17 protein-coding genes and 1 tRNA gene are annotated in these 16,843 nt (G+C 67.7%); 16 read left to right on the forward strand and 2 right to left on the reverse strand.

All coding sequences use genetic code 11. The features are described from left to right. The first annotated feature begins 49 nt into the window (after nucleotides 1-49). From NHL51_RS04265 to NHL51_RS04275, 3 genes are all read left to right on the forward strand, one after another. Complete coding sequence (locus NHL51_RS04265; RefSeq protein ID WP_434141928.1) at nucleotides 50-1,087, forward strand: cation diffusion facilitator family transporter; 1,038 nt, start codon at nucleotides 50-52, stop codon at nucleotides 1,085-1,087. A 58-nt stretch (nucleotides 1,088-1,145) separates the two neighbouring features. Further along, nucleotides 1,146-2,576 carry an MFS transporter gene (locus tag NHL51_RS04270; protein WP_434141929.1) on the forward strand — a complete coding sequence of 477 codons (1,431 nt, stop codon included), beginning with the start codon at nucleotides 1,146-1,148 and terminating at the stop codon, nucleotides 2,574-2,576. An 81-nt stretch (nucleotides 2,577-2,657) separates the two neighbouring features. Continuing rightward, entirely contained in the window at nucleotides 2,658-3,950 is a 1,293-nt protein-coding gene (locus NHL51_RS04275; RefSeq protein ID WP_434141930.1) for an ATP-dependent DNA helicase, read from the forward strand. A 30-nt stretch (nucleotides 3,951-3,980) separates the two neighbouring features. Here NHL51_RS04275 and NHL51_RS04280 read toward each other — a convergent pair whose 3' ends face one another. Beyond that, complete coding sequence (locus NHL51_RS04280; protein WP_434141931.1) at nucleotides 3,981-5,021, reverse strand: biliverdin-producing heme oxygenase; 1,041 nt, start codon at nucleotides 5,019-5,021, stop codon at nucleotides 3,981-3,983. Between the two features lie 96 nt (nucleotides 5,022-5,117). Between NHL51_RS04280 and NHL51_RS04285 the strand changes: the two genes are divergently transcribed. The 13 genes from NHL51_RS04285 (at nucleotide 5,118) to NHL51_RS04345 (ending at nucleotide 16,157) form a co-directional block, all read left to right on the forward strand. Further along, the gene (locus tag NHL51_RS04285; RefSeq protein WP_434141932.1) at nucleotides 5,118-6,416 is read left to right on the forward strand and encodes a serine hydrolase domain-containing protein; all 1,299 of its coding nucleotides are present in this window, start codon (nucleotides 5,118-5,120) and stop codon (nucleotides 6,414-6,416) included. A 78-nt stretch (nucleotides 6,417-6,494) separates the two neighbouring features. Beyond that, nucleotides 6,495-6,565 (forward strand) — tRNA-Gly (locus NHL51_RS04290). A gap of 125 nt (nucleotides 6,566-6,690) precedes the next feature. Next, entirely contained in the window at nucleotides 6,691-6,963 is a 273-nt protein-coding gene (locus NHL51_RS04295; protein ID WP_434141933.1) for a hypothetical protein, read from the forward strand. Beyond that, nucleotides 6,960-7,457 carry a hypothetical protein gene (locus tag NHL51_RS04300; protein ID WP_434141934.1) on the forward strand — a complete coding sequence of 166 codons (498 nt, stop codon included), beginning with the start codon at nucleotides 6,960-6,962 and terminating at the stop codon, nucleotides 7,455-7,457. The genes NHL51_RS04295 and NHL51_RS04300 overlap by 4 nt, the downstream gene beginning before the upstream one ends. Next, nucleotides 7,454-8,875 carry a tyrosine-type recombinase/integrase gene (locus tag NHL51_RS04305; RefSeq protein ID WP_434141935.1) on the forward strand — a complete coding sequence of 474 codons (1,422 nt, stop codon included), beginning with the start codon at nucleotides 7,454-7,456 and terminating at the stop codon, nucleotides 8,873-8,875. Before NHL51_RS04300 ends, NHL51_RS04305 begins: the two co-directional genes overlap by 4 nt. 216 nt (nucleotides 8,876-9,091) lie before the next feature. Then, nucleotides 9,092-9,712, forward strand: coding sequence for a hypothetical protein (locus NHL51_RS04310; protein WP_434141936.1), 621 nt, complete (start codon nucleotides 9,092-9,094; stop codon nucleotides 9,710-9,712). Nucleotides 9,713-9,906: 194 nt separating this feature from the next. Then, nucleotides 9,907-10,134, forward strand: coding sequence for a helix-turn-helix domain-containing protein (locus NHL51_RS04315; RefSeq protein WP_434141937.1), 228 nt, complete (start codon nucleotides 9,907-9,909; stop codon nucleotides 10,132-10,134). Beyond that, nucleotides 10,131-10,454, forward strand: a complete 324-nt coding sequence (locus NHL51_RS04320; RefSeq protein WP_434141938.1) for a hypothetical protein — start codon at nucleotides 10,131-10,133, stop codon at nucleotides 10,452-10,454. Before NHL51_RS04315 ends, NHL51_RS04320 begins: the two co-directional genes overlap by 4 nt. A 412-nt stretch (nucleotides 10,455-10,866) precedes the next feature. After that, nucleotides 10,867-11,220 carry a hypothetical protein gene (locus NHL51_RS04325; RefSeq protein WP_434141939.1) on the forward strand — a complete coding sequence of 118 codons (354 nt, stop codon included), beginning with the start codon at nucleotides 10,867-10,869 and terminating at the stop codon, nucleotides 11,218-11,220. Between the two features lie 5 nt (nucleotides 11,221-11,225). Beyond that, nucleotides 11,226-12,008 carry a bifunctional DNA primase/polymerase gene (locus tag NHL51_RS04330; protein ID WP_434141940.1) on the forward strand — a complete coding sequence of 261 codons (783 nt, stop codon included), beginning with the start codon at nucleotides 11,226-11,228 and terminating at the stop codon, nucleotides 12,006-12,008. Next, nucleotides 12,005-13,135 carry a DUF3631 domain-containing protein gene (locus tag NHL51_RS04335; protein WP_434141941.1) on the forward strand — a complete coding sequence of 377 codons (1,131 nt, stop codon included), beginning with the start codon at nucleotides 12,005-12,007 and terminating at the stop codon, nucleotides 13,133-13,135. Before NHL51_RS04330 ends, NHL51_RS04335 begins: the two co-directional genes overlap by 4 nt. Before the next feature lie 1,394 nt (nucleotides 13,136-14,529). Continuing rightward, the gene (locus NHL51_RS04340) at nucleotides 14,530-15,048 is read left to right on the forward strand and encodes a methylated-DNA--[protein]-cysteine S-methyltransferase (RefSeq protein WP_434141942.1); all 519 of its coding nucleotides are present in this window, start codon (nucleotides 14,530-14,532) and stop codon (nucleotides 15,046-15,048) included. Between the two features lie 32 nt (nucleotides 15,049-15,080). Further along, a complete protein-coding gene (locus NHL51_RS04345) occupies nucleotides 15,081-16,157 on the forward strand; it encodes an AI-2E family transporter (RefSeq protein ID WP_434141943.1) in 1,077 nt (358 codons plus the stop codon). 2 nt (nucleotides 16,158-16,159) lie between these two features. On the opposite strand, the gene NHL51_RS04350 is transcribed toward NHL51_RS04345, so the two are convergent. Beyond that, a complete protein-coding gene (locus NHL51_RS04350; protein WP_434141945.1) occupies nucleotides 16,160-16,825 on the reverse strand; it encodes a TrmH family RNA methyltransferase in 666 nt (221 codons plus the stop codon). Nucleotides 16,826-16,843: the final 18 nt, after the last annotated feature.

Below are 16,843 nucleotides of genomic sequence, written 5' to 3' on the forward strand. Positions count from 1 at the left end.
GGCGCGCGCAGCGACAGCCCGCACGGAGAGGATTGATATGGTCGGCGGCATGAACGGTTCGAACGGTATGGGCGACGAGTGCGAGGCCCGTTTCAGCGACTCGCACCCGCCCCGCCCGGGCGGCACGGCGGGCGCGGAGGGCGGTGGCCACGGGCACTCGCACGACCACGGCCTGCAGGGCGCGACCACCGCGACCGGCAAGCACCGGAAGCGCCTCATCGCGGTGCTCGTGATCACGCTCTCGGTCGTCTCGGTGCAGGTCGTCGGCGCGATCATCTCGAACTCGCTGTCGCTGCTCGCCGATGCCGGCCACATGCTCACCGATGCGACCGGCGTCGCGATCGCCCTCATCGCGAGCCTCATCGCGGCACTGCCCGCGACCTCGAAGCGCACCTACGGCTACCTGCGCGTCGAAGTGCTCGCCGCGCTCGCGAACGGCATCGTGCTCGGCGTCATCGCGGTCGTCATCTTCGTGCAGGCCATCGGCCGCTTCGGCGCCGAGGTCGAAGTGCATTCGGGGCCCATGCTCGTCGCCGCCGTCATCGGCGCGCTCGCGAATCTGGTCTCCCTGCTCATCCTGCAGTCGGGCCAGAAGGAGAGCCTCAACGTGCGCGGCGCCTACCTCGAGGTGCTCGGCGATCTGCTCGGCTCGGTCGCCGTCATCATCGCGGGCGTCATCATCCTCTTCACCGGCTGGAACTGGGTCGATCAGGTCGCGTCGCTCCTCATCGCGGTGCTCATCTTCCCGCGCGCCATCAGCCTGCTGCGCGACGTCGTGAACGTGCTGCTCGAGGCCTCTCCGAAGAACGTCGACGTCGACCTCGCGCGGAGCCACATGCTGGCGGTGCCCGGCGTGGTCGAGGTGCACGACATCCACGCCTGGACCATCACCTCCGGCGTGCCCGCGTTCTCGGCCCACGTCACCGTCGCCGACGCCGCGTGGAACGAGCGCGGCTACCACGCCGTGCTCGACGAGCTGCGCACCTGCCTCGACGAGCACTTCGACACCTCCCACGTGACGCTGCAGCTCGAGCCCGAGAGCCACGGCGCGGGCCCGGGCGCCTCCGAGGGCCATCTGCACGCGTAGCCGCCCCCGGGCGTCGCACCGACACCCGCACGACACCCGCCTCGGCTACGCTGACCCCATGAGCGACACCCGCCCGAACGCCGAAACCCCGAACGCGCCGCATGCACCGGCGACGCCCGCCACCCGCAAGCAGGTGGTCTCGTGGGCGTTCTGGGATTGGGCGACGCAGCCTTTCAACACCGTCATCCTCACCTTCGTGTGGGTATCGCTGTACCTCGTCTCCGACTCCTTCCTCGCCCCCGAGGTCGCCGCCGAGAACGCGAACGGCGAGCTGCTGTGCTCGCGCACCGCCGACGCCGCCACCGCCTACTGCGGCGGGCTCGCGAAGCTGTCGGCCGACTACGGCTGGGTCACCTTCGCCGCCGGCATGCTCGTACTGCTGCTCGCTCCCGTACTCGGCCAGCGCGCCGACGCCCGCGGCAACAAGAAGCGCTGGGTCGTCGGCGCGACCGCGGTGCTCGCCCTCGTGCAGTTCCTGCTGTTCTTCGTGCAGGCCGACCCCGTCTACTTCTGGTTCGGCGCCGCGATCGTCGCGGTCGGCTCGGTCATCAGCGAGATCGCCGGCGTGAACTACAACGCCATGCTCGTCGAGGTCTCGACCGAGAAGACCGTCGGCCGTATCAGCGGCCTCGGGTGGGGCCTCGGCTACCTCGGCGGCATCTTCGCCCTGGTCATCGTGGTCGTGGTGACGCAGCTCGACTGGTTCGGGCTCGACGTCTCGAACGGACTCGCCTATCGCATCATCGGCGCCGGGGCCGCGGTGTGGACGATCGCGTTCGCGCTGCCGTTCTTCTTCAACGTGCCCGAGTCGCCGGCGCGCGACGAGCGGCCGCAGGTCGGGTTCTTCCGGGGCTACGTCGTGCTCGTGAAAGACGTCGTCGAGCTGTTCCGCACGCACCGCGGCACCTTCTGGTTCCTCATCTCGAGCGCCATCTACCGCGACGGCCTCGCCGGCATCTTCGCCTTCGGCGCCATCCTCGCCGCCGTCTCCTTCGGCTTCACCTCGAACGAGGTCATGATCTTCGGCATCGCCCTCAATCTCGTCGCCGGCGTCGCGACGATCTTCGCGGGCCGGCTCGACGACCGCTACGGCGCCCGCGCCGTCATCATCTCCTCCCTCGTCATCCTCATCCTGAGCGCGCTCTTCGTCTTCCTCTTCCGCGAAGAGGGCAAGATCATCTTCTGGATCGGCGGCATCGTGCTCTCCGCCGCAGTCGGCCCCGCGCAGGCGGCGAGCCGATCCCTGCTCACCCGCGTCACACCGCCCGGCATGCAAGGGCAGATCTTCGGCCTCTACGCCACCACCGGGCGCGTGATGAGCTTCCTGTCGCCGCTCGCCTGGGCGCTCTTCATCGGCTGGTTCGGCGCCACCCACTACGGCATCCTCGGCATCGCGCTCGTGCTCGTCATCGGTCTGCTGCTCTTCCTGCTGCTGCCGAGCAGGAAGTACAAGGAGGCCGAGGCCGCGAGGCGCGCCGCCGGGGTCTAAGCAGCCGGTCCCGTCTCCAGGGATCGCCCCGCGCTCGCTGCGTCGCCGAACGGGCGCCCGAGCTCGCGGTAGCCTGGGCTGGTGGCACGCCCAGAACTCTCCGCCGAACAGCTCGCCGTCTACGAGCGCATCGAGCACACCCGCGAGCACCTCTTCGTCACGGGCCGCGCGGGCACCGGCAAGTCGACCATTCTGAACCACCTCGCCTGGAACACCTCCAAGATCATCGCCGTGTGCGCCCCGACCGGCGTGGCCGCCCTCAACGTCGGCGGCCAGACCATCCACTCGCTGCTGCGCCTGCCCACCGGCATCATCGCCGACCACGACCTCGACCAGCCGGCCGAGCTGAAGAAGATGCTCGCCTCGATCGACACGCTCGTCATCGACGAGATCTCGATGGTGTCGGCCGACCTCATGGACGCGATCGATCGGTCCATGCGCCAGGCCCGCGGCAAGAAGCACGACCCGTTCGGCGGTGCGCAGATCATCATGTTCGGCGATCCCTTCCAGCTGCCGCCGGTGCCTCCGCGCGACCCCGAGGAGCGCGCCTACTTCGCCGACACTTACCGCTCCCTCTGGTTCTTCGACGCGAAGGTCTGGCAGAGCGTGCCGATGTCGGTCATCGAGCTGGTCGAGGTGCATCGGCAGAGCGACGACCGGTTCAAGCAGATCCTCGGAGCCGTGCGCTTCGGGGTCGTCACCGAGGATCAGGCGGCCGACCTCAACGGCGCCGGCGCACGCCCCGCTCCCCGCGACGTCATCACCCTCGCTACGACGAACGCGACCGTCAACCGCATCAACTCCGAACGCCTCGCCGAGATCGGCGGCGCCTCGCTCAGGGCCGTCGCCGAGATCAACGGCGAGTTCCGCGAGAACACCTACCCCGCCGACGAGGTGCTCGAGCTGAAGCCGGGCGCGCAGGTCATGTTCCTGCGCAACGACCCCGACGGGCGCTGGGTGAACGGCACCATCGGCACCGTCTCGCGCATCTCGGGCACCGTGTGGGTCGAGGTCGGCATCGGGCCCGACGCCGAGGAGTTCGAGGTCGAACCCACGACGTGGGAGCGCTTCCGCTACCGCTACGACCCCGAGACGAAGAAGCTCGAGAAGGAGGTCGTGGCCGAGTTCGAGCAGTTCCCGCTCCGGCTCGCCTGGGCGGTCACCATCCACAAGTCGCAGGGCCACACCTACGATGCGGCCGCGATCGACCTCGGACCGCGGGCGTTCTCGGCGGGGCAGACGTATGTCGCGCTGAGCCGGGTGCGATCCCTCGAAGGCCTCTACCTGAAGCGGCCGCTGCAGCCGCGCGACGTCATCGTCGACCCCAATGTCGTGCGCTTCATCCGGGAGCGCAGCGCGACGACGCCGGCGTAGCGCGCGGGCACCGGTCGCGCCCGCCGGGCGCTACGCGTTCGCGCCCGCCGCCTTCGCCTTGCCGAGGTCGATGAAGACCGCCGTGTTGAAGCCGTAGGCGACGCGCACCTCGTCGAGCATCCGCGCCTGCTCCTCGGCGCTCAGCTGCTCGCCGAGACGATCGAGCTGCCCCCGGTAGCCGTTCTTGAAATCGGTGAGCGAGCCGAGACCCGAGAAGTCGTAGAACTCGATGCCCGCGCGTTCGAGCGCGTGCTGGCGCGAGACGCGCTTGGCGATCATCTGGCCGCCCGAGAGATCGCCGAGGTAGCGGGTGTAGTGGTGCGCGACGAGCCCCGCGACCCATCCCTCTTCGCCGACCTCGCGCATGCGTGCCGCGTAGGCCTCGGTCGCGGGCACGGGCGAGATGCGCTCGCGCCAGTCCTCGCCGATGAGGTGGGCGAGGTCGGCCTCGAGCGCCGGCAGGCGCACGAGCGCCTCGTTGTGGAAACCGGCGAACGCCGGATCGGCGGCGAGTTTCTCGGCAGCCTCTTCAAGCGCCGCGTACATGAAGTAGTGCTGCGCGACGAGGTCGATGTAGTCCTGCAGCGATCCCTTGCCCCGCATGATGTCTTCCATGAAGGTCGCTCCCTCGCTGTCCGAGTGATCGGACCACGAGCCCTCGCGCAGCACGAGCGAGAACGGCTTGACGCCGTCGTGCGCCGGTTCCGCCTCGTCGGCCCCACCGTGGTGGTGGCCGCCCTGCGCGCCGTGGGGGTGCGCCGCCGGTGCTGCACCGTGCTCCTCGCGCGGAGCGACGCCCAGTCGGCCGCAGGCCTCCTGGTAGAGCGCGACGACCTCGCGACGGATCTCGGGACGCTCGGAGATCGAGCCTCCCGGCCATGCGGCAGTGACCTCGCGCTCGCCCGCGGGACCCTGCACGCGCCAGATGCCGGCTTCATCGGTCACCCCGACCATCTCGCTCGCCGTAGCTTCGGGATAACCGAAAGCACGTGCGATCAGGAGATTGTCTTCGGGGTGGTCACCGTTCATGTGCCCGGTCACGCCGGCAACGACATCTGCAGCAAAGCTCATCACGCTACTCATCCTAGTAAGGGAGCCCTAAGCTCGGCACCACTTCCAGGCCCACCCAGTAGAATCACCATGTTCTGTGCGTAGAATTCAGCACGTTTGTTCCCGAAGATTGGCGGTTCAGTGATTCCGAAGCTCGCACATCACGTTCGAATCGCCGCCATCGGCGCCATCGCCGTCGCGGCGCTCGCACTTACGGCCTGCAGCGGCGGCCAGTCGCTCGCCGTCTCGGGCGACGCGAACACCGTCAGCGGCGACCTCTCCGCGAACATCGATGCGGCGGTCGAATCGGCGATGCAGCTGAGCGGATCCACCGAGGCCGTCGTCGGCGTGTGGAGCGAGGACGGCGAGTACGTGCGCGGCTTCGGCGACGGCATCGACGGCAAGACGCGCTTCCGCGGCGCGCAGTCCACGCAGCCCGTCGTCTGCGCGCTGCTGCTCGATGCAGTCGAGCGCGGCGACGTGAAGCTCGACGATCCGGTGACGAAGCACCTGCCCCGCCAGAGCGGCATCGGCGACATCACCTATGCGCAACTCTGCGAGATGCGCTCGGGCCTCGCCGACTACAAGTCGAGCTACGCCGACATCTTCGTGAACAACCCGACGCGCCCCTGGCCCGAGCAGGAGCTCATCGCCGAGGGCCTCGCGCACTCGCCGAAGTCGAAGCCGGGCACCGACTTCCTGCAGTCCGACACCAACACGGTGCTGCTCGGCCGTGCGCTCAGCGTCGAGGCGGCGCAGAGCCTGCCGAGCCTGCTCTCGGAGCGCGTCTTCAGCCAGGCGGGCATGCCGTCGAGCTACTACCCGGCGTACAGCGCGACCGAGGTCAACGGCGACGCGCTGCAGGAGCTGACCTACCCGTCGGCCGCCGGCGCCCCCGTGTGCGACGCCGGCGTCACCGAGCTCACCGACGTCTCGGCGAACATGCTCGCCGGCGCGGGCGCGACGGTGACCACCGTCACCGATCTCAAGAGCTTCTACGAGCACTACCTCGCCGGCGACTTCGGCGATAAGAAGCTCGTGAACGACGATCAGCCGACCGTGAACCCCGAGCGCGACGGCGAGGGCAACCCGACGAACGAGCCCGAGGACAACGGGGTGCACTGGTCGTTCGGCATGGAGAAGGTCGGCCCGCTCTACGGTCGTGCCGGAGCCATCACAGGCACCATTTCGGCCGCCTACCACGACCCGGCTTCGGGCTACACCGTGGTCGTCGCGCTCAACAATTCGTCGGCGGGGGCGAGCTTCGCCCGCTCGCTCGCATTCGAGCTCGCAGCGATCTCGACGGCCGCGGGTTCGGGCCCCGAGCTCTCGTGGTCGGCCGATGACCAGGCGGCGAACCTCACCGCCGGAGCGGTCTGCCAGGGCGCACCGGCCGAGGAGGCCCCTGCCGAATAGCCGGTTCTTCGCGACCGTCCGTGAACGGGCGGCCACCCGGTTTCTGCTAGGGTTATCGGGTCGAGGATCGCCTCTTCCGGGGCCGTCGTCTAATGGTAAGACATCAGCTTCCCAAGCTGAGAACGCGGGTTCGATTCCCGTCGGCCCCTCTGTAAGTAAACACCTGGTCACAGGCTGTTTTTCACACAACTGAATCGCAGTATCGGGAACGAGTTCAGACCTTTCCGTGGAACTACGTGGAACTAACACCGCGTGAGCACACGAAAGGATCAAAATGGTTCCCTCACCGATTCACCCGCCGCGCGAGCTGCCCGGCACTGCCGATACCACCCCGACGCCCGCCGCTCCTGACGCGCTCGAAGCGCTGTTTGCGCTGGCGAGCACACTGGAGCGAGCGGCCCGCCGCGAAGGTATTGAGCATGCCGCATACCTCGCGGGCATCGAAGCGGGCCGCGACAAGCTCACCGATGCACGGTGCGAGGCTCGCCGTGCACGGTATGCGCTCGATGCAGCGCTCTCTACGCTCGCCCGAGGGGGTGCGCGATGAGTGTATTCCAGTCGCCCGCCGAAGCCGCCGACTACCTCAAATACACTCTGGAGAACGCGGGGGTATTCGTCACGGCACCCGACGTGCTGCCGCTAATTCCCGAGCTATTCGAACTCCCGGAAGACGGCACCGCCCGGCTCGCACTCGCACCCGGGGAACTGCTCACCCGCTGCCTGACCTTGCTGGAACTCCCCGAGCAAGCAGACTGCCCGCTCTCGTGGTGCACGGGCGACCGCACCACGCATGCATCGTTCAACCCTGATGAGTGGGAGCACGCGGCCACTGATGATGCGCTCGCCCCTGACGGCATGCTGCTCGGCATGCTGCTCAAAGTGGGCACTGCTGCACCGTTCTACACGCTCTCGGCCGAGTCCGGCGAAGCGACGTTCTGCACGGTGCAAGATCTCGCCGCTCTGGCCGATGAGTTCGAACAGCACGCGGCAACACTGCGCGATCGTGCGCGCATGCTCGCCGAGCACGGGGGCATCCAGTGAGCACCCGAAAGACCGCGAGCAAGCGGCGCCCCAAGACTCACCGCGACGCACTGGGCAGCACCGAACAACTGCCGTCGGGACGGTGGCGCGCACGTTACAAACGTGACGGCGCAACCTTTCCCGCCCCGCGCACCTTCGCAACGAAACAGGATGCGCTCGATTGGCTCGCCTCCGAGCGTGCCGACCGTGCGCGCGGCATCTGGCATGACCCCAATCTCGGGAAGGTGAAGCTCACCGACTTCGCGACGGATTGGCTGGCCTCACGCTCGGATCTCGCGGCCCGCACGGTTGCGGCATATCAGGCGATGCTCGACGGCTACATTCTGCCCCGCATCGGCGGGCCGCGAGGTGTGGAACTCGGACGGCTCACCCTGGCCGAGATCACGCCCGCCGTCGTGCGCGCATGGTGGTCTGTGGTGCTTATTGAAGCGCGCGAGCGGATCAAGGCGCGCCATGAGCGCGCGCAACTGCGGCAGCATCCGGCCCGCACCTGGGCGCTCGAAAACGGCTACGCGGTGAAGCTGACGGGCCGGATACCGCCCGCGGCACTCGCCGCGTGGAAGGCGGCGGGATCTCCGCTGCCCGCCCCGGCTCGTGAGGCGATCGAAGACGTGAGCACCGACCCGGGCCGGGTGACGGCGGTGAATGCGTATCGGGTGCTGCGCAACGTGATGAATGCGGCGGTGCATGACGAACTGATTACGTCGAACCCGTGCAAGATCCCCGGGGCGGGCACCAATCACCACCCCGAGCGCCCGACCGCGACCCCCGCCGAGGTAGCAACCATTGCGGAGCATATGCCGCCCCGACTCGCCGCTGCGGTGACTCTGGCCGCGTGGTCTGGCCTCCGGTTCGGGGAAGTGTTCGCGCTCGCGCGGCGGCATATTGACCTGGACGCGGGAACGGTGCGGGTTGAGCGCGCCCTGATCGTGGTGCACGGTGAACCCGTCAGATTCGGGAAGCCGAAAACGCATAGCTCCCGGCGCACCGTGTACCTCCCGCAATTCGTGCTCGAAGAGGTGCGCGCGCACCTCTCCGCGTATGTTCCCGCCGCGCAAAGTGCTCTCGTGTTCTCGCTCGAAAATGGCGAACCGCTCACCTCTGCACGGCTCTCACGCTATTACCGTGCAGCGCGCGCGGCGGCGGGTCGCCCGGATCTGCGATTTCATGACCTCCGGCATACGGGCGCGACGCTCGCCTATTCGGCGGGTGCGAGCATGCGCGAGGTGCAGAATCGGCTCGGGCACTCGACCAATCGCGCGGCAGCGATCTATGCGCATGCCGCCGACGGCTCCGACGCCGTACTTGCTCACCGGCTCGATGCCCTCTACGCGCCCCCGGCAGAGCCGCCGACACCGCCCGACACGCCGACACCGGCCCCGCCGGTTTCACTCGCGGATCGGCGTCGGGCGGCGTAGGGTGCCCGCAACCCGTCACAAGCGTCACGCGACCCCAACGCTCCCCGAGATCTCGGGGCCGCACGGGTGACGGATTGCACCTGAGCACCCGTCACAACATCCGTCACCGTGACGGGTTGACCTGCCGCAACTGCCTGGTCTGAATGGCACAGTTGTAATTCCATGTGGATAGACTGCGAACACCACCAACACCGAGACACTGAAAGGGGCGCTGGCATGCATGAACGTACACCGGTAACCGTGCACGCCCCCGCGTCTCATGGTGCTGCGATTGTTCCCGCCGCTCGATCGCCGCGCACCCGCTCCGGGGCTTCGCGAGGCACCGCGCTATCGGAGATCGACGCGGCCCGGCCCGCCCGGCTCCGCCTTGCTGCGCGCCGCGCACGGCGGGCCGCACTGCTCGCGTATGAAGCGCACACGGTAGAACGTTCAGCAGAGTCACACCGTGCCGCGCTCGAAGCGGCGCACGCGGCGCGAGCCGCCGAAGCGACCGCACGGGCCGCGCTGTACGATCATCGCAAAGCGCTCGCCCGGGCGGCGCGAGACTCCCGCGAACGTGCGGCACTCAGTTTTCAGGATCTCATTTTGCTGGCGCTCGCCGTACGCCGAGACACCCCGCACCTGCCTGGCCCGCTCGGGGTGCCCGGCCTTCGCCGTGCACTCATTCTTGCGGTCTATCTCGTGCGCGCGATGCTCGAACTTTCCCGCGCTGCCGGGGCGCTGAGGTTGCGTGATTACCTGCCGCCGCCGCCCGAAGCGCTCTCCGGTTCGCCGCTTACTGCGGCCCGTACGCTGATGCTCGCCCCGGGTGCGCCGTCGCGTACCGTGTGCGTCTAACTCTCGAACGAGACACGCACACGGGCATGGTTCCCGGCACGCTGCGCGTGCCCGGTTGCACCTCGCTGTGATTAGTCGCACCCGGCCCCGCTGAACCGTCATCTTTCAGCGGCCCCGCTCAGCACCGGGGTACCCTCTGCTCACCCTGCCGCCCTGGCGGGGCGCGGCGTGCAACCTCTTGAAAGGTTGCCGCAATGGCTCCCATCTCATCCACTACTACCGATCTCGGCGCCCGTCGGCTACTCGACGTGCGCGAGGCCGCTGAACTCACCGGGCTTTCACCTCGAAGCGTGCGGCAAATGTTCGATGAGCGGCGCGTACCGCTCGTGCGGCTCGGGCGTACCCTGCGCGTCTGGTCCGATGACCTCGCCGCGTATCTCGATGCGTGCACGCTGCCCGCACGCGAGGGGGTGGCCCGATGATCGCTCCGACCCCTGCCGAGCGCGAGCGCGCCGACTACGCCGCGAACGTACGGCGTACGATCTACGCCACTGGCCCGCTCGGGCATGATGCGGCGCTCGTGGCCGACACGTTCGCGCATACTCCGCAGACGGTGATGCATAACCCGCTGACGGTGCGCGCTCGCGCCTATTTCGACGTGAGCGCCGAGGATACGGGCGCGCCCGCGCTCACTCGCGAACGTCTACGCGCTGCACTGAAAGAGCTTGCCGACCGCGGCATCATCCCGTCATGGGTGGCCCCGCCGGTGGCGCTCGCTGCCGTATCGGAGGTGGCACGATAATGCGCCTCAATGACTACAACGGCCCCGCTCGCGAAACAATCACCGGCGCGCCCGCACCCCGGCCCGCTCCCGTGTTCCGCGGGCCGACACTCACGAGTGCCGCCGAGGCTGACGCCTACCTGAGCGCTCTTGAGGCGGCGAACTCGCGTGAGCCGCTGCGCACAATCCCGCTGCTACTCGCGCGGTGCGCGGGAAGTGCGCCGCACCTCATCGGGGCGCACCCGACGAGTCGCGACGGGCTGGCCGAGTTTCGGCGGGCATGCCGGGCGCTCTGGCCGTCGATGCCCGCGCCGACTCGTGGCGAAGTGAAAGAAGCGGTGCAGTATCTCCGCCGCCGCAAGCTCGCGCCGCCGTGGTGGGGGCGCCCTCCGCTCGGCTCTCCGCACACCGGCATTGCTGCGGAGGTGACCCGATGAGCGCCCGCAAGAAACCGAGCGGCGTACGGTTCGTGCCCGTGCCGCCCGCGACCCCGAACGACTGGCGCCGCCGAGTAGAAGATGCTGATGGACGTGAGCCATTCAAGCGACGCTCTGACGTGCTGAACTTCGTGATCTGGGCGACTACTGCCGACAAAACCGATTCGACATATCCGGCGTCCGTAGAAACGTACCGTCGCGCCCGCCGTGGTTTCGAACTGTCCTATCTCGTGCCGCTGCGGCATGACGATATCCGCGCTGTGATCGGCGAGCTTGCTGCCCGTAATCTGCTCGCCCCTTGGTGGATCGTCACCGATGCGCAAGCGGCCTACCGACGCAAGGGGAGGTGACCGTGATGCCGACGATTGATGATGCTCTCGCCCTGGCACAACAAGGGTGGCGGATACTCCCCTTGAACGGGAAGATCCCTCGCACTGCTCACGGCGTGAAAGACGCGACCGCCGACCCGGCACATGTGGCGCGTTGGTGGGCTGGCGGCGCCAGTTGGAATATCGGTGCCCGGGTGCCCGGGCACCTCGTGGTGCTCGACCTTGACCCGCGCAACGGGGGCACCCTCGCACTGCTCGAACAGGCGAACGGCGGGCCGCTGCCGGATACGCTGACCGCGTTATCTGGCCGAGGCGACGGCGGGCGACACCTCTATTTCCGGCACCCGGGAGGACGGCTCACCGCCCGAGGTCTGCCCGCAGGGATCGACGTGAAAACCGAGACGGGATACTGCGTGCTGCCGCCGTCGATTCACCCCGAGACGGGCCACCCGTATGTCTGGGCGAGCATGTCACCCCCGGCAGCGCTCCCTACCCCGTTGCTCACTCTCGTGCGCCTGCCCGAGCCGAAGCCGACCCCCGCCCGGTTTGCGACGGCGCGAGGCGAGGGCGGCGACGCTGAGGCGCGGTTGCGGCGTCGAGCCGGGCACCTGGCCGAGCATGTCGCCGCTGCTGCGGAGGGGCAGCGTAACGCGCGCCTCTACTGGGCCGCGTGCACCGCGCACCGCGAGGGATACCCGCCCGACACGTTCGACATGCTCGAACGTGCAGCGGTGCATGCCGGGCTGTCGGAGCATGAGGCACGGGGCACCGTGCTCTCGGCGCACCGCATGATGCGGGGTAGTTCGTGACCGGGGTGCCGAGCGCGCTGCCTCCCGCTGCGGATGCTGCCGCAGCGGGGGCGGTGCTGCTCGATGAGATGCGGGCCGAGTTCAAGCGGTACACCGTGCAGCAGACCGAGCATCATTACGTGGCGCTCGCGCTCTATGCGCTGTATACGCACCTCTCTGGGGCATTTCGATACGCGCCCCGGCTCGTGGTCACAAGTGCCGAGAAGCAGAGCGGTAAGACGCGCACGCTCGACATTCTCCGCGAGCTGGTGAGCACGCCCGAGGTTGCCGCGAACACTACCGTTGCATCATTGTTCCTGGCCGTGATGGAGGATGAAGAGCACCCGCCGACGATCATTCTCGATGAGGCTGACACCGTGTTTGGTACCAAGGTGAAAGCGGAACAGAACGAAGAGTTGCGCGGGTTCTTGAACTGCGGGTTTCAGTCGGGCACGCCGTTCACTCGTGCGAACTGGGTGACCAAGAAGCGCGAGCGTTATTCGACGTTCGCGCCCGCTGTGCTCGCTGCTATCGGTACGCTCCCGGAAACGATCGTGGATCGTGCCGTGGTGATCCGGCTTCGCCGTCGCCGCCCGGGCGACTCTGTCGAACGGTATCGGCTCCGGCAAGCCGGGGCGCTGCATGCGCTCCGCGAGCGGGCCGGGGTGTGGGCAGAGGGTGTGCGTGCTCGCGCGCATGAGTACGTGCCTGACACGAACCTTGAGGATCGCCCCGCCGACGTGTGGGAACCGCTGCTAACGGTGGCTGACTTCGCGGGTGGACACTGGCCGCAGACTGCCCGCACCGCTGCCGCGTACCTCGTGGCCGAGGGTGCGGGTGCTGCGGCTGAGGTTACCGAGGGCATCGAACTGCTCACCGATCTGCGCGGGGTACTCCGCATGCTGCGCGGGGAGCGGCTCTCATCGTCGGCGCTACTCGAATACCTTCGCAGTATCGAAGCCTCACGATGGAAAGACGGCGACCTCACTGCCCGCCGTCTTTCCGATCTGCTCAAGGTGTACGGCATACGCCCGAAACGCTCGAACTCTCAGCGCTACTATCTGCGCGCCGAGATCGAAGCGGAGATTGAACGGTACGCCCTGCCCGACGCGGAGGCCGACACCGGCAGGGACGGCGCCGAGGTGTGACACGTCACAACCCGTCACAAGCGTCACGCCCCGCTATCGTGCGAACGGTTCGATAGCGGGGCAACCCGTCACGGTGACGGGTTGCGTGACGGGTTCACTCGCTCGAACCGTCACCGATCTAGCCGCATCATCATGCCGAAGCCTGACCGTCGTGACGCTTGTGACGGGTTGCGAGCACCCTACGCCTAACGGGGTAGGGATGAACCGAAGATCTCCCAACCTGCCACTACCGAGGGTGCCGCACTTGCGATATCGCGATCGGCGGGGGCGGTTTTTCCGAGACGCCCGCCGCTAGAAGTCCCGCGCTCTTTTCTTTCTCTCCCCAAACCCGGAATAAAAAAATACGGCCGAGGGGAAGTACTACGAGGCGCTTTCGGATAGCACGAAGTTGCGGGTTAAACCCGCCTAGTTGATTACTGTACACCCCGGGTTGCTGTGATCTGCTCACTCTGCCGCAGGGCGCCCGCTCTCAGGTCGATGAACGCGATGCCGGGCGCCCGGTAGTCATCACACTGGCGTCACTAGACTCGCTGCCAAGAGAACCACGCCCCCAAGAGCCGCGAAAATAAGTATCCATTGATCTCTGATCTGAGGCCTAGAAAGTGGTGGCTCACTGAGTAGTCCGCGAGCAGTTGCCTCTATCTGATACTCACGGTAGCTGATTCCAGCGTCTTCGAGTCGTTGTCGCCTCTTTACCCGTGCTTTCCATTCAGGGTCCATGGCGTTCCGGTTTGGCTTACGGGGCGGCTCGTCTGGCCGCATGTATCTAACTCGACGGCCGGGCGGTCTATTTTGGTCCTCTGTGTATCGCTCAAGATCTGCACGGTACAGTTCCTCAATTTCAACCAACTTCGCGAGTTGACCTGAAGCTTTGCGATGCCGTACCAATGCCGCCCCCGCGACCCATAGCGAAGCGAGGACGGGAACGAGCGCCGCCAATGCCGCAAGTACCTCTTTCATAGCACCGACGCTACCGGAAGCGAGCAAGCCTATGAGGGGCTGAGCCCCCCACAGGCTCACGTCAGCGGGTAGGGCTGAACCTGACAACGCACGTTACGCCCCACCTGCTGCCCTTATGTCGCGCCGATCTCATTTCGGGCGTGGAACTACGTGGAACTAGGGGGCGTATTTTGGTGTATTTTCGTGTATCTCCGCGGAATACCGTGATAGCCTGAGATCGTTGAAATGACGCGGGAAACCGCGGTGTTTCGGCGCTCATGGTTAGCGTCTATAGCTCGATTCCCAAGCTGAGAACGCGGGTTCGATTCCCGTCGGCCCCTCTGAAATTAATGAGTGAGACCTCCGCCAGCGGCGGGGGTCTCACTCATTTCGGGCCGATGGGAATCGAACCCCGCAAGGGGCGCGACAGCACGAGCACGCATAGACTGGCGGGCATGACCGGTATCCGTCACGGCACGTTCTCGACGCGGCTCGGCGAGCTGCTGCTCGTCGCCGACGGCGGCGCGCTCACGGGCGTCTACTTCGAGGGGCACAGCTATCCGCCGGCGGAGGACGCGATCGGCGACGACCTCGGCGCGGACCCCGACGACGCGCTGCTCGCGGAGGCAGCGCGGCAGCTGCGCGAGTACCTCTCGGGTGATCGGCGCGACTTCGACCTCATGCTCGCCCCCGTGGGCGATGAATCGTCTCAGCGCGTCTGGGAGATCCTGCTCGGCATCCCGTACGGCGCGACCACCACCTATGGTGCGATCGCCGATCAGCTCGGCAGTCGCGGGCTCGCGCAACGGGTCGGCCAGGCGGTCGGGCACAATCCCGTGAGCATCATCATCCCCTGCCATCGCGTGCTCGGCGCCGACGGGTCGCTCACTGGCTATGCGGGCGGGCTCGAGCGCAAGCGCTTCCTGCTCGCGCTCGAGGAGCCTCCGGCGGCGGAGTCGGACCGGCTCTTCTAGAGCACCGGCACCCCCTCCGATACAGTGAAGCAATGAGCCGCCCCGCCCCGCACTCCCCCGTCGTACCCTCTGCGATGCCGCCGAGCCTCAAGGTGCTGCTCACGCTCGCCGCGGCGGTCGTGGTGCTCGCCGGAATGTCGTTCGGGCGCGAGCTCGTCGGCCCGCTCGCGGTGGCGGCGGTCATCGTCATCATCTGCCACCCGGTGCGGTACCCGCTCGACCGGTGGGGCTGGCCGCGCTGGCTCGCGACGACCGCGGTCATCGTCGTGTCGTACGCGGTGCTGCTCGTGATGGCGCTCATGCTCGCCTACGCGGGGGCCGAGTTTACGGACCTCGCATTCGACTACGCGGGCGAGCTGCGGTCGACGGTCGATCAGGCGGTCGGCCTGCTCGCATCGGCGGGCCTCGATTCGCAGGTCTCGGACGCCGTGACCTCGATGCTGACCCCGGGTCGCATCGTGGGCCTCGTCACCTCGCTCGGCTCGAGCGCTCTCGGAGTGCTCACGACGCTGTTCTTCATCTTCGCGTACGTGCTGTTCATGGCGGCCGACGGCAGCCGCTACGGGCGCGCGCTCACCGAGTTCGGCCCGGCCGCGGCACCCGCGATGGCGCGCTTCCAGGTGTTCAACCAGGGGGTGCGCCGCTATTACGTCGTGAACGCGACCTTCGGGCTCGTCGTGGCGGTCATCGACGGCCTCGCGCTGTGGTGGCTCGGCATTCCGGCGCCGATCGTCTGGGCGATCCTCGCCTTCGTCACGAACTTCGTGCCGAACATCGGCTTCGTGCTCGGGCTCGTGCCGCCGATGCTGCTCGGGCTCGTGGTCGGCGGCTGGCCGATGATGCTCGCGGTCGTCGCGATCTACTGCGTCGTGAACGTCGTGCTGCAGGTGCTGGTGCAGCCGAAGTTCGTGAGCGACGCCGTGAATCTGAGCCTGACGCTGAGCTTCTTCTCGGTGCTGTTCTGGACGTTCATCATCGGCCCGCTCGGTGCGATCCTCTCGATCCCGCTGACCCTGCTCGCCCGGGCGCTGGTGCTCGAGAGCGACCCGAGCGCCCGGTGGCTGCGCTGGCTCTCGGGCGATGCTTCGGCGACCGAGAAGAGCGGATAAGGCTACCGCGGCCGCTGCTGCGAGCGCTGCGTCACCCAGCTGTACATGGCGACTGCGGCCGCCGATGCGGCGTTGATCGAGCGGGTCGACCCGTACTGGGTGATCTCGACGACGGCCTCGGCCGAGGCGACGGCCTCGGGCGAGAGGCCGGGCCCCTCCTGCCCGAAGAGCATGATGCAGCGTTCGGGCCAGTCGAAGGTCTCCATCGGCACGCAGCCGGGCACGTTGTCGATCGCGATGATCGGCAGGCCCTCGGCTTCGGCGCGGGCGACGAGCGCCGCGACATCCTCGTGGTGCTCGACGTGCTGGTAGCGGTCGGTGACCATGGCGCCGCGCTTGTTCCAGCGGCGGCGGCCGACGATGTGCACGGTGTCGGCGGCGAAGGCGTTCGCGCTGCGCACGATGGTGCCGATGTTCATGTCGTGCTGCCAGTTCTCGATCGCGACGTGGAACGGATGCCGCGTCTCGTCGAGGTCGGCGACGATCGCCTCCATCGTCCAGTACCGGTAGCGGTCGATCACGTTGCGTGTGTCGCCGTGCTCGAGCAGCTCGGCGTCGTAGCGCGCGGCGTCGTCGCCCGCGGGCCAGGCCTCGCGGCCGCCGGGCCAGGGGCCGACTCCGGGCCGGGGAGCCGCTTCTGCTGCAGGGTCGACGTCGCGTTCGCTCACACCCCCATTCTTCCAGCC

The sequence above is a fragment of the Leucobacter sp. gxy201 genome (genome assembly GCF_051043335.1).
Lineage (GTDB): Bacteria > Actinomycetota > Actinomycetes > Actinomycetales > Microbacteriaceae > Leucobacter.

What these genes read in the sequence shown, in the direction of transcription:
- NHL51_RS04345 (WP_434141943.1), top strand. Translation starts at nt 15,081, where the DNA reads ATGAGCCGCCCCGCCCCGCACTCCCCCGTCGTACCCTCTGCGATGCCG.
- NHL51_RS04280 (WP_434141931.1), bottom strand. Translation starts at nt 5,021, where the DNA reads ATGAGCTTTGCTGCAGATGTCGTTGCCGGCGTGACCGGGCACATGAAC.
- NHL51_RS04340 (WP_434141942.1), top strand. Translation starts at nt 14,530, where the DNA reads ATGACCGGTATCCGTCACGGCACGTTCTCGACGCGGCTCGGCGAGCTG.
- NHL51_RS04320 (WP_434141938.1), top strand. Translation starts at nt 10,131, where the DNA reads ATGATCGCTCCGACCCCTGCCGAGCGCGAGCGCGCCGACTACGCCGCG.
- NHL51_RS04325 (WP_434141939.1), top strand. Translation starts at nt 10,867, where the DNA reads ATGAGCGCCCGCAAGAAACCGAGCGGCGTACGGTTCGTGCCCGTGCCG.
- NHL51_RS04310 (WP_434141936.1), top strand. Translation starts at nt 9,092, where the DNA reads ATGCATGAACGTACACCGGTAACCGTGCACGCCCCCGCGTCTCATGGT.
- NHL51_RS04265 (WP_434141928.1), top strand. Translation starts at nt 50, where the DNA reads ATGAACGGTTCGAACGGTATGGGCGACGAGTGCGAGGCCCGTTTCAGC.
- NHL51_RS04270 (WP_434141929.1), top strand. Translation starts at nt 1,146, where the DNA reads ATGAGCGACACCCGCCCGAACGCCGAAACCCCGAACGCGCCGCATGCA.
- NHL51_RS04295 (WP_434141933.1), top strand. Translation starts at nt 6,691, where the DNA reads ATGGTTCCCTCACCGATTCACCCGCCGCGCGAGCTGCCCGGCACTGCC.
- NHL51_RS04330 (WP_434141940.1), top strand. Translation starts at nt 11,226, where the DNA reads ATGCCGACGATTGATGATGCTCTCGCCCTGGCACAACAAGGGTGGCGG.
- NHL51_RS04300 (WP_434141934.1), top strand. Translation starts at nt 6,960, where the DNA reads ATGAGTGTATTCCAGTCGCCCGCCGAAGCCGCCGACTACCTCAAATAC.
- NHL51_RS04315 (WP_434141937.1), top strand. Translation starts at nt 9,907, where the DNA reads ATGGCTCCCATCTCATCCACTACTACCGATCTCGGCGCCCGTCGGCTA.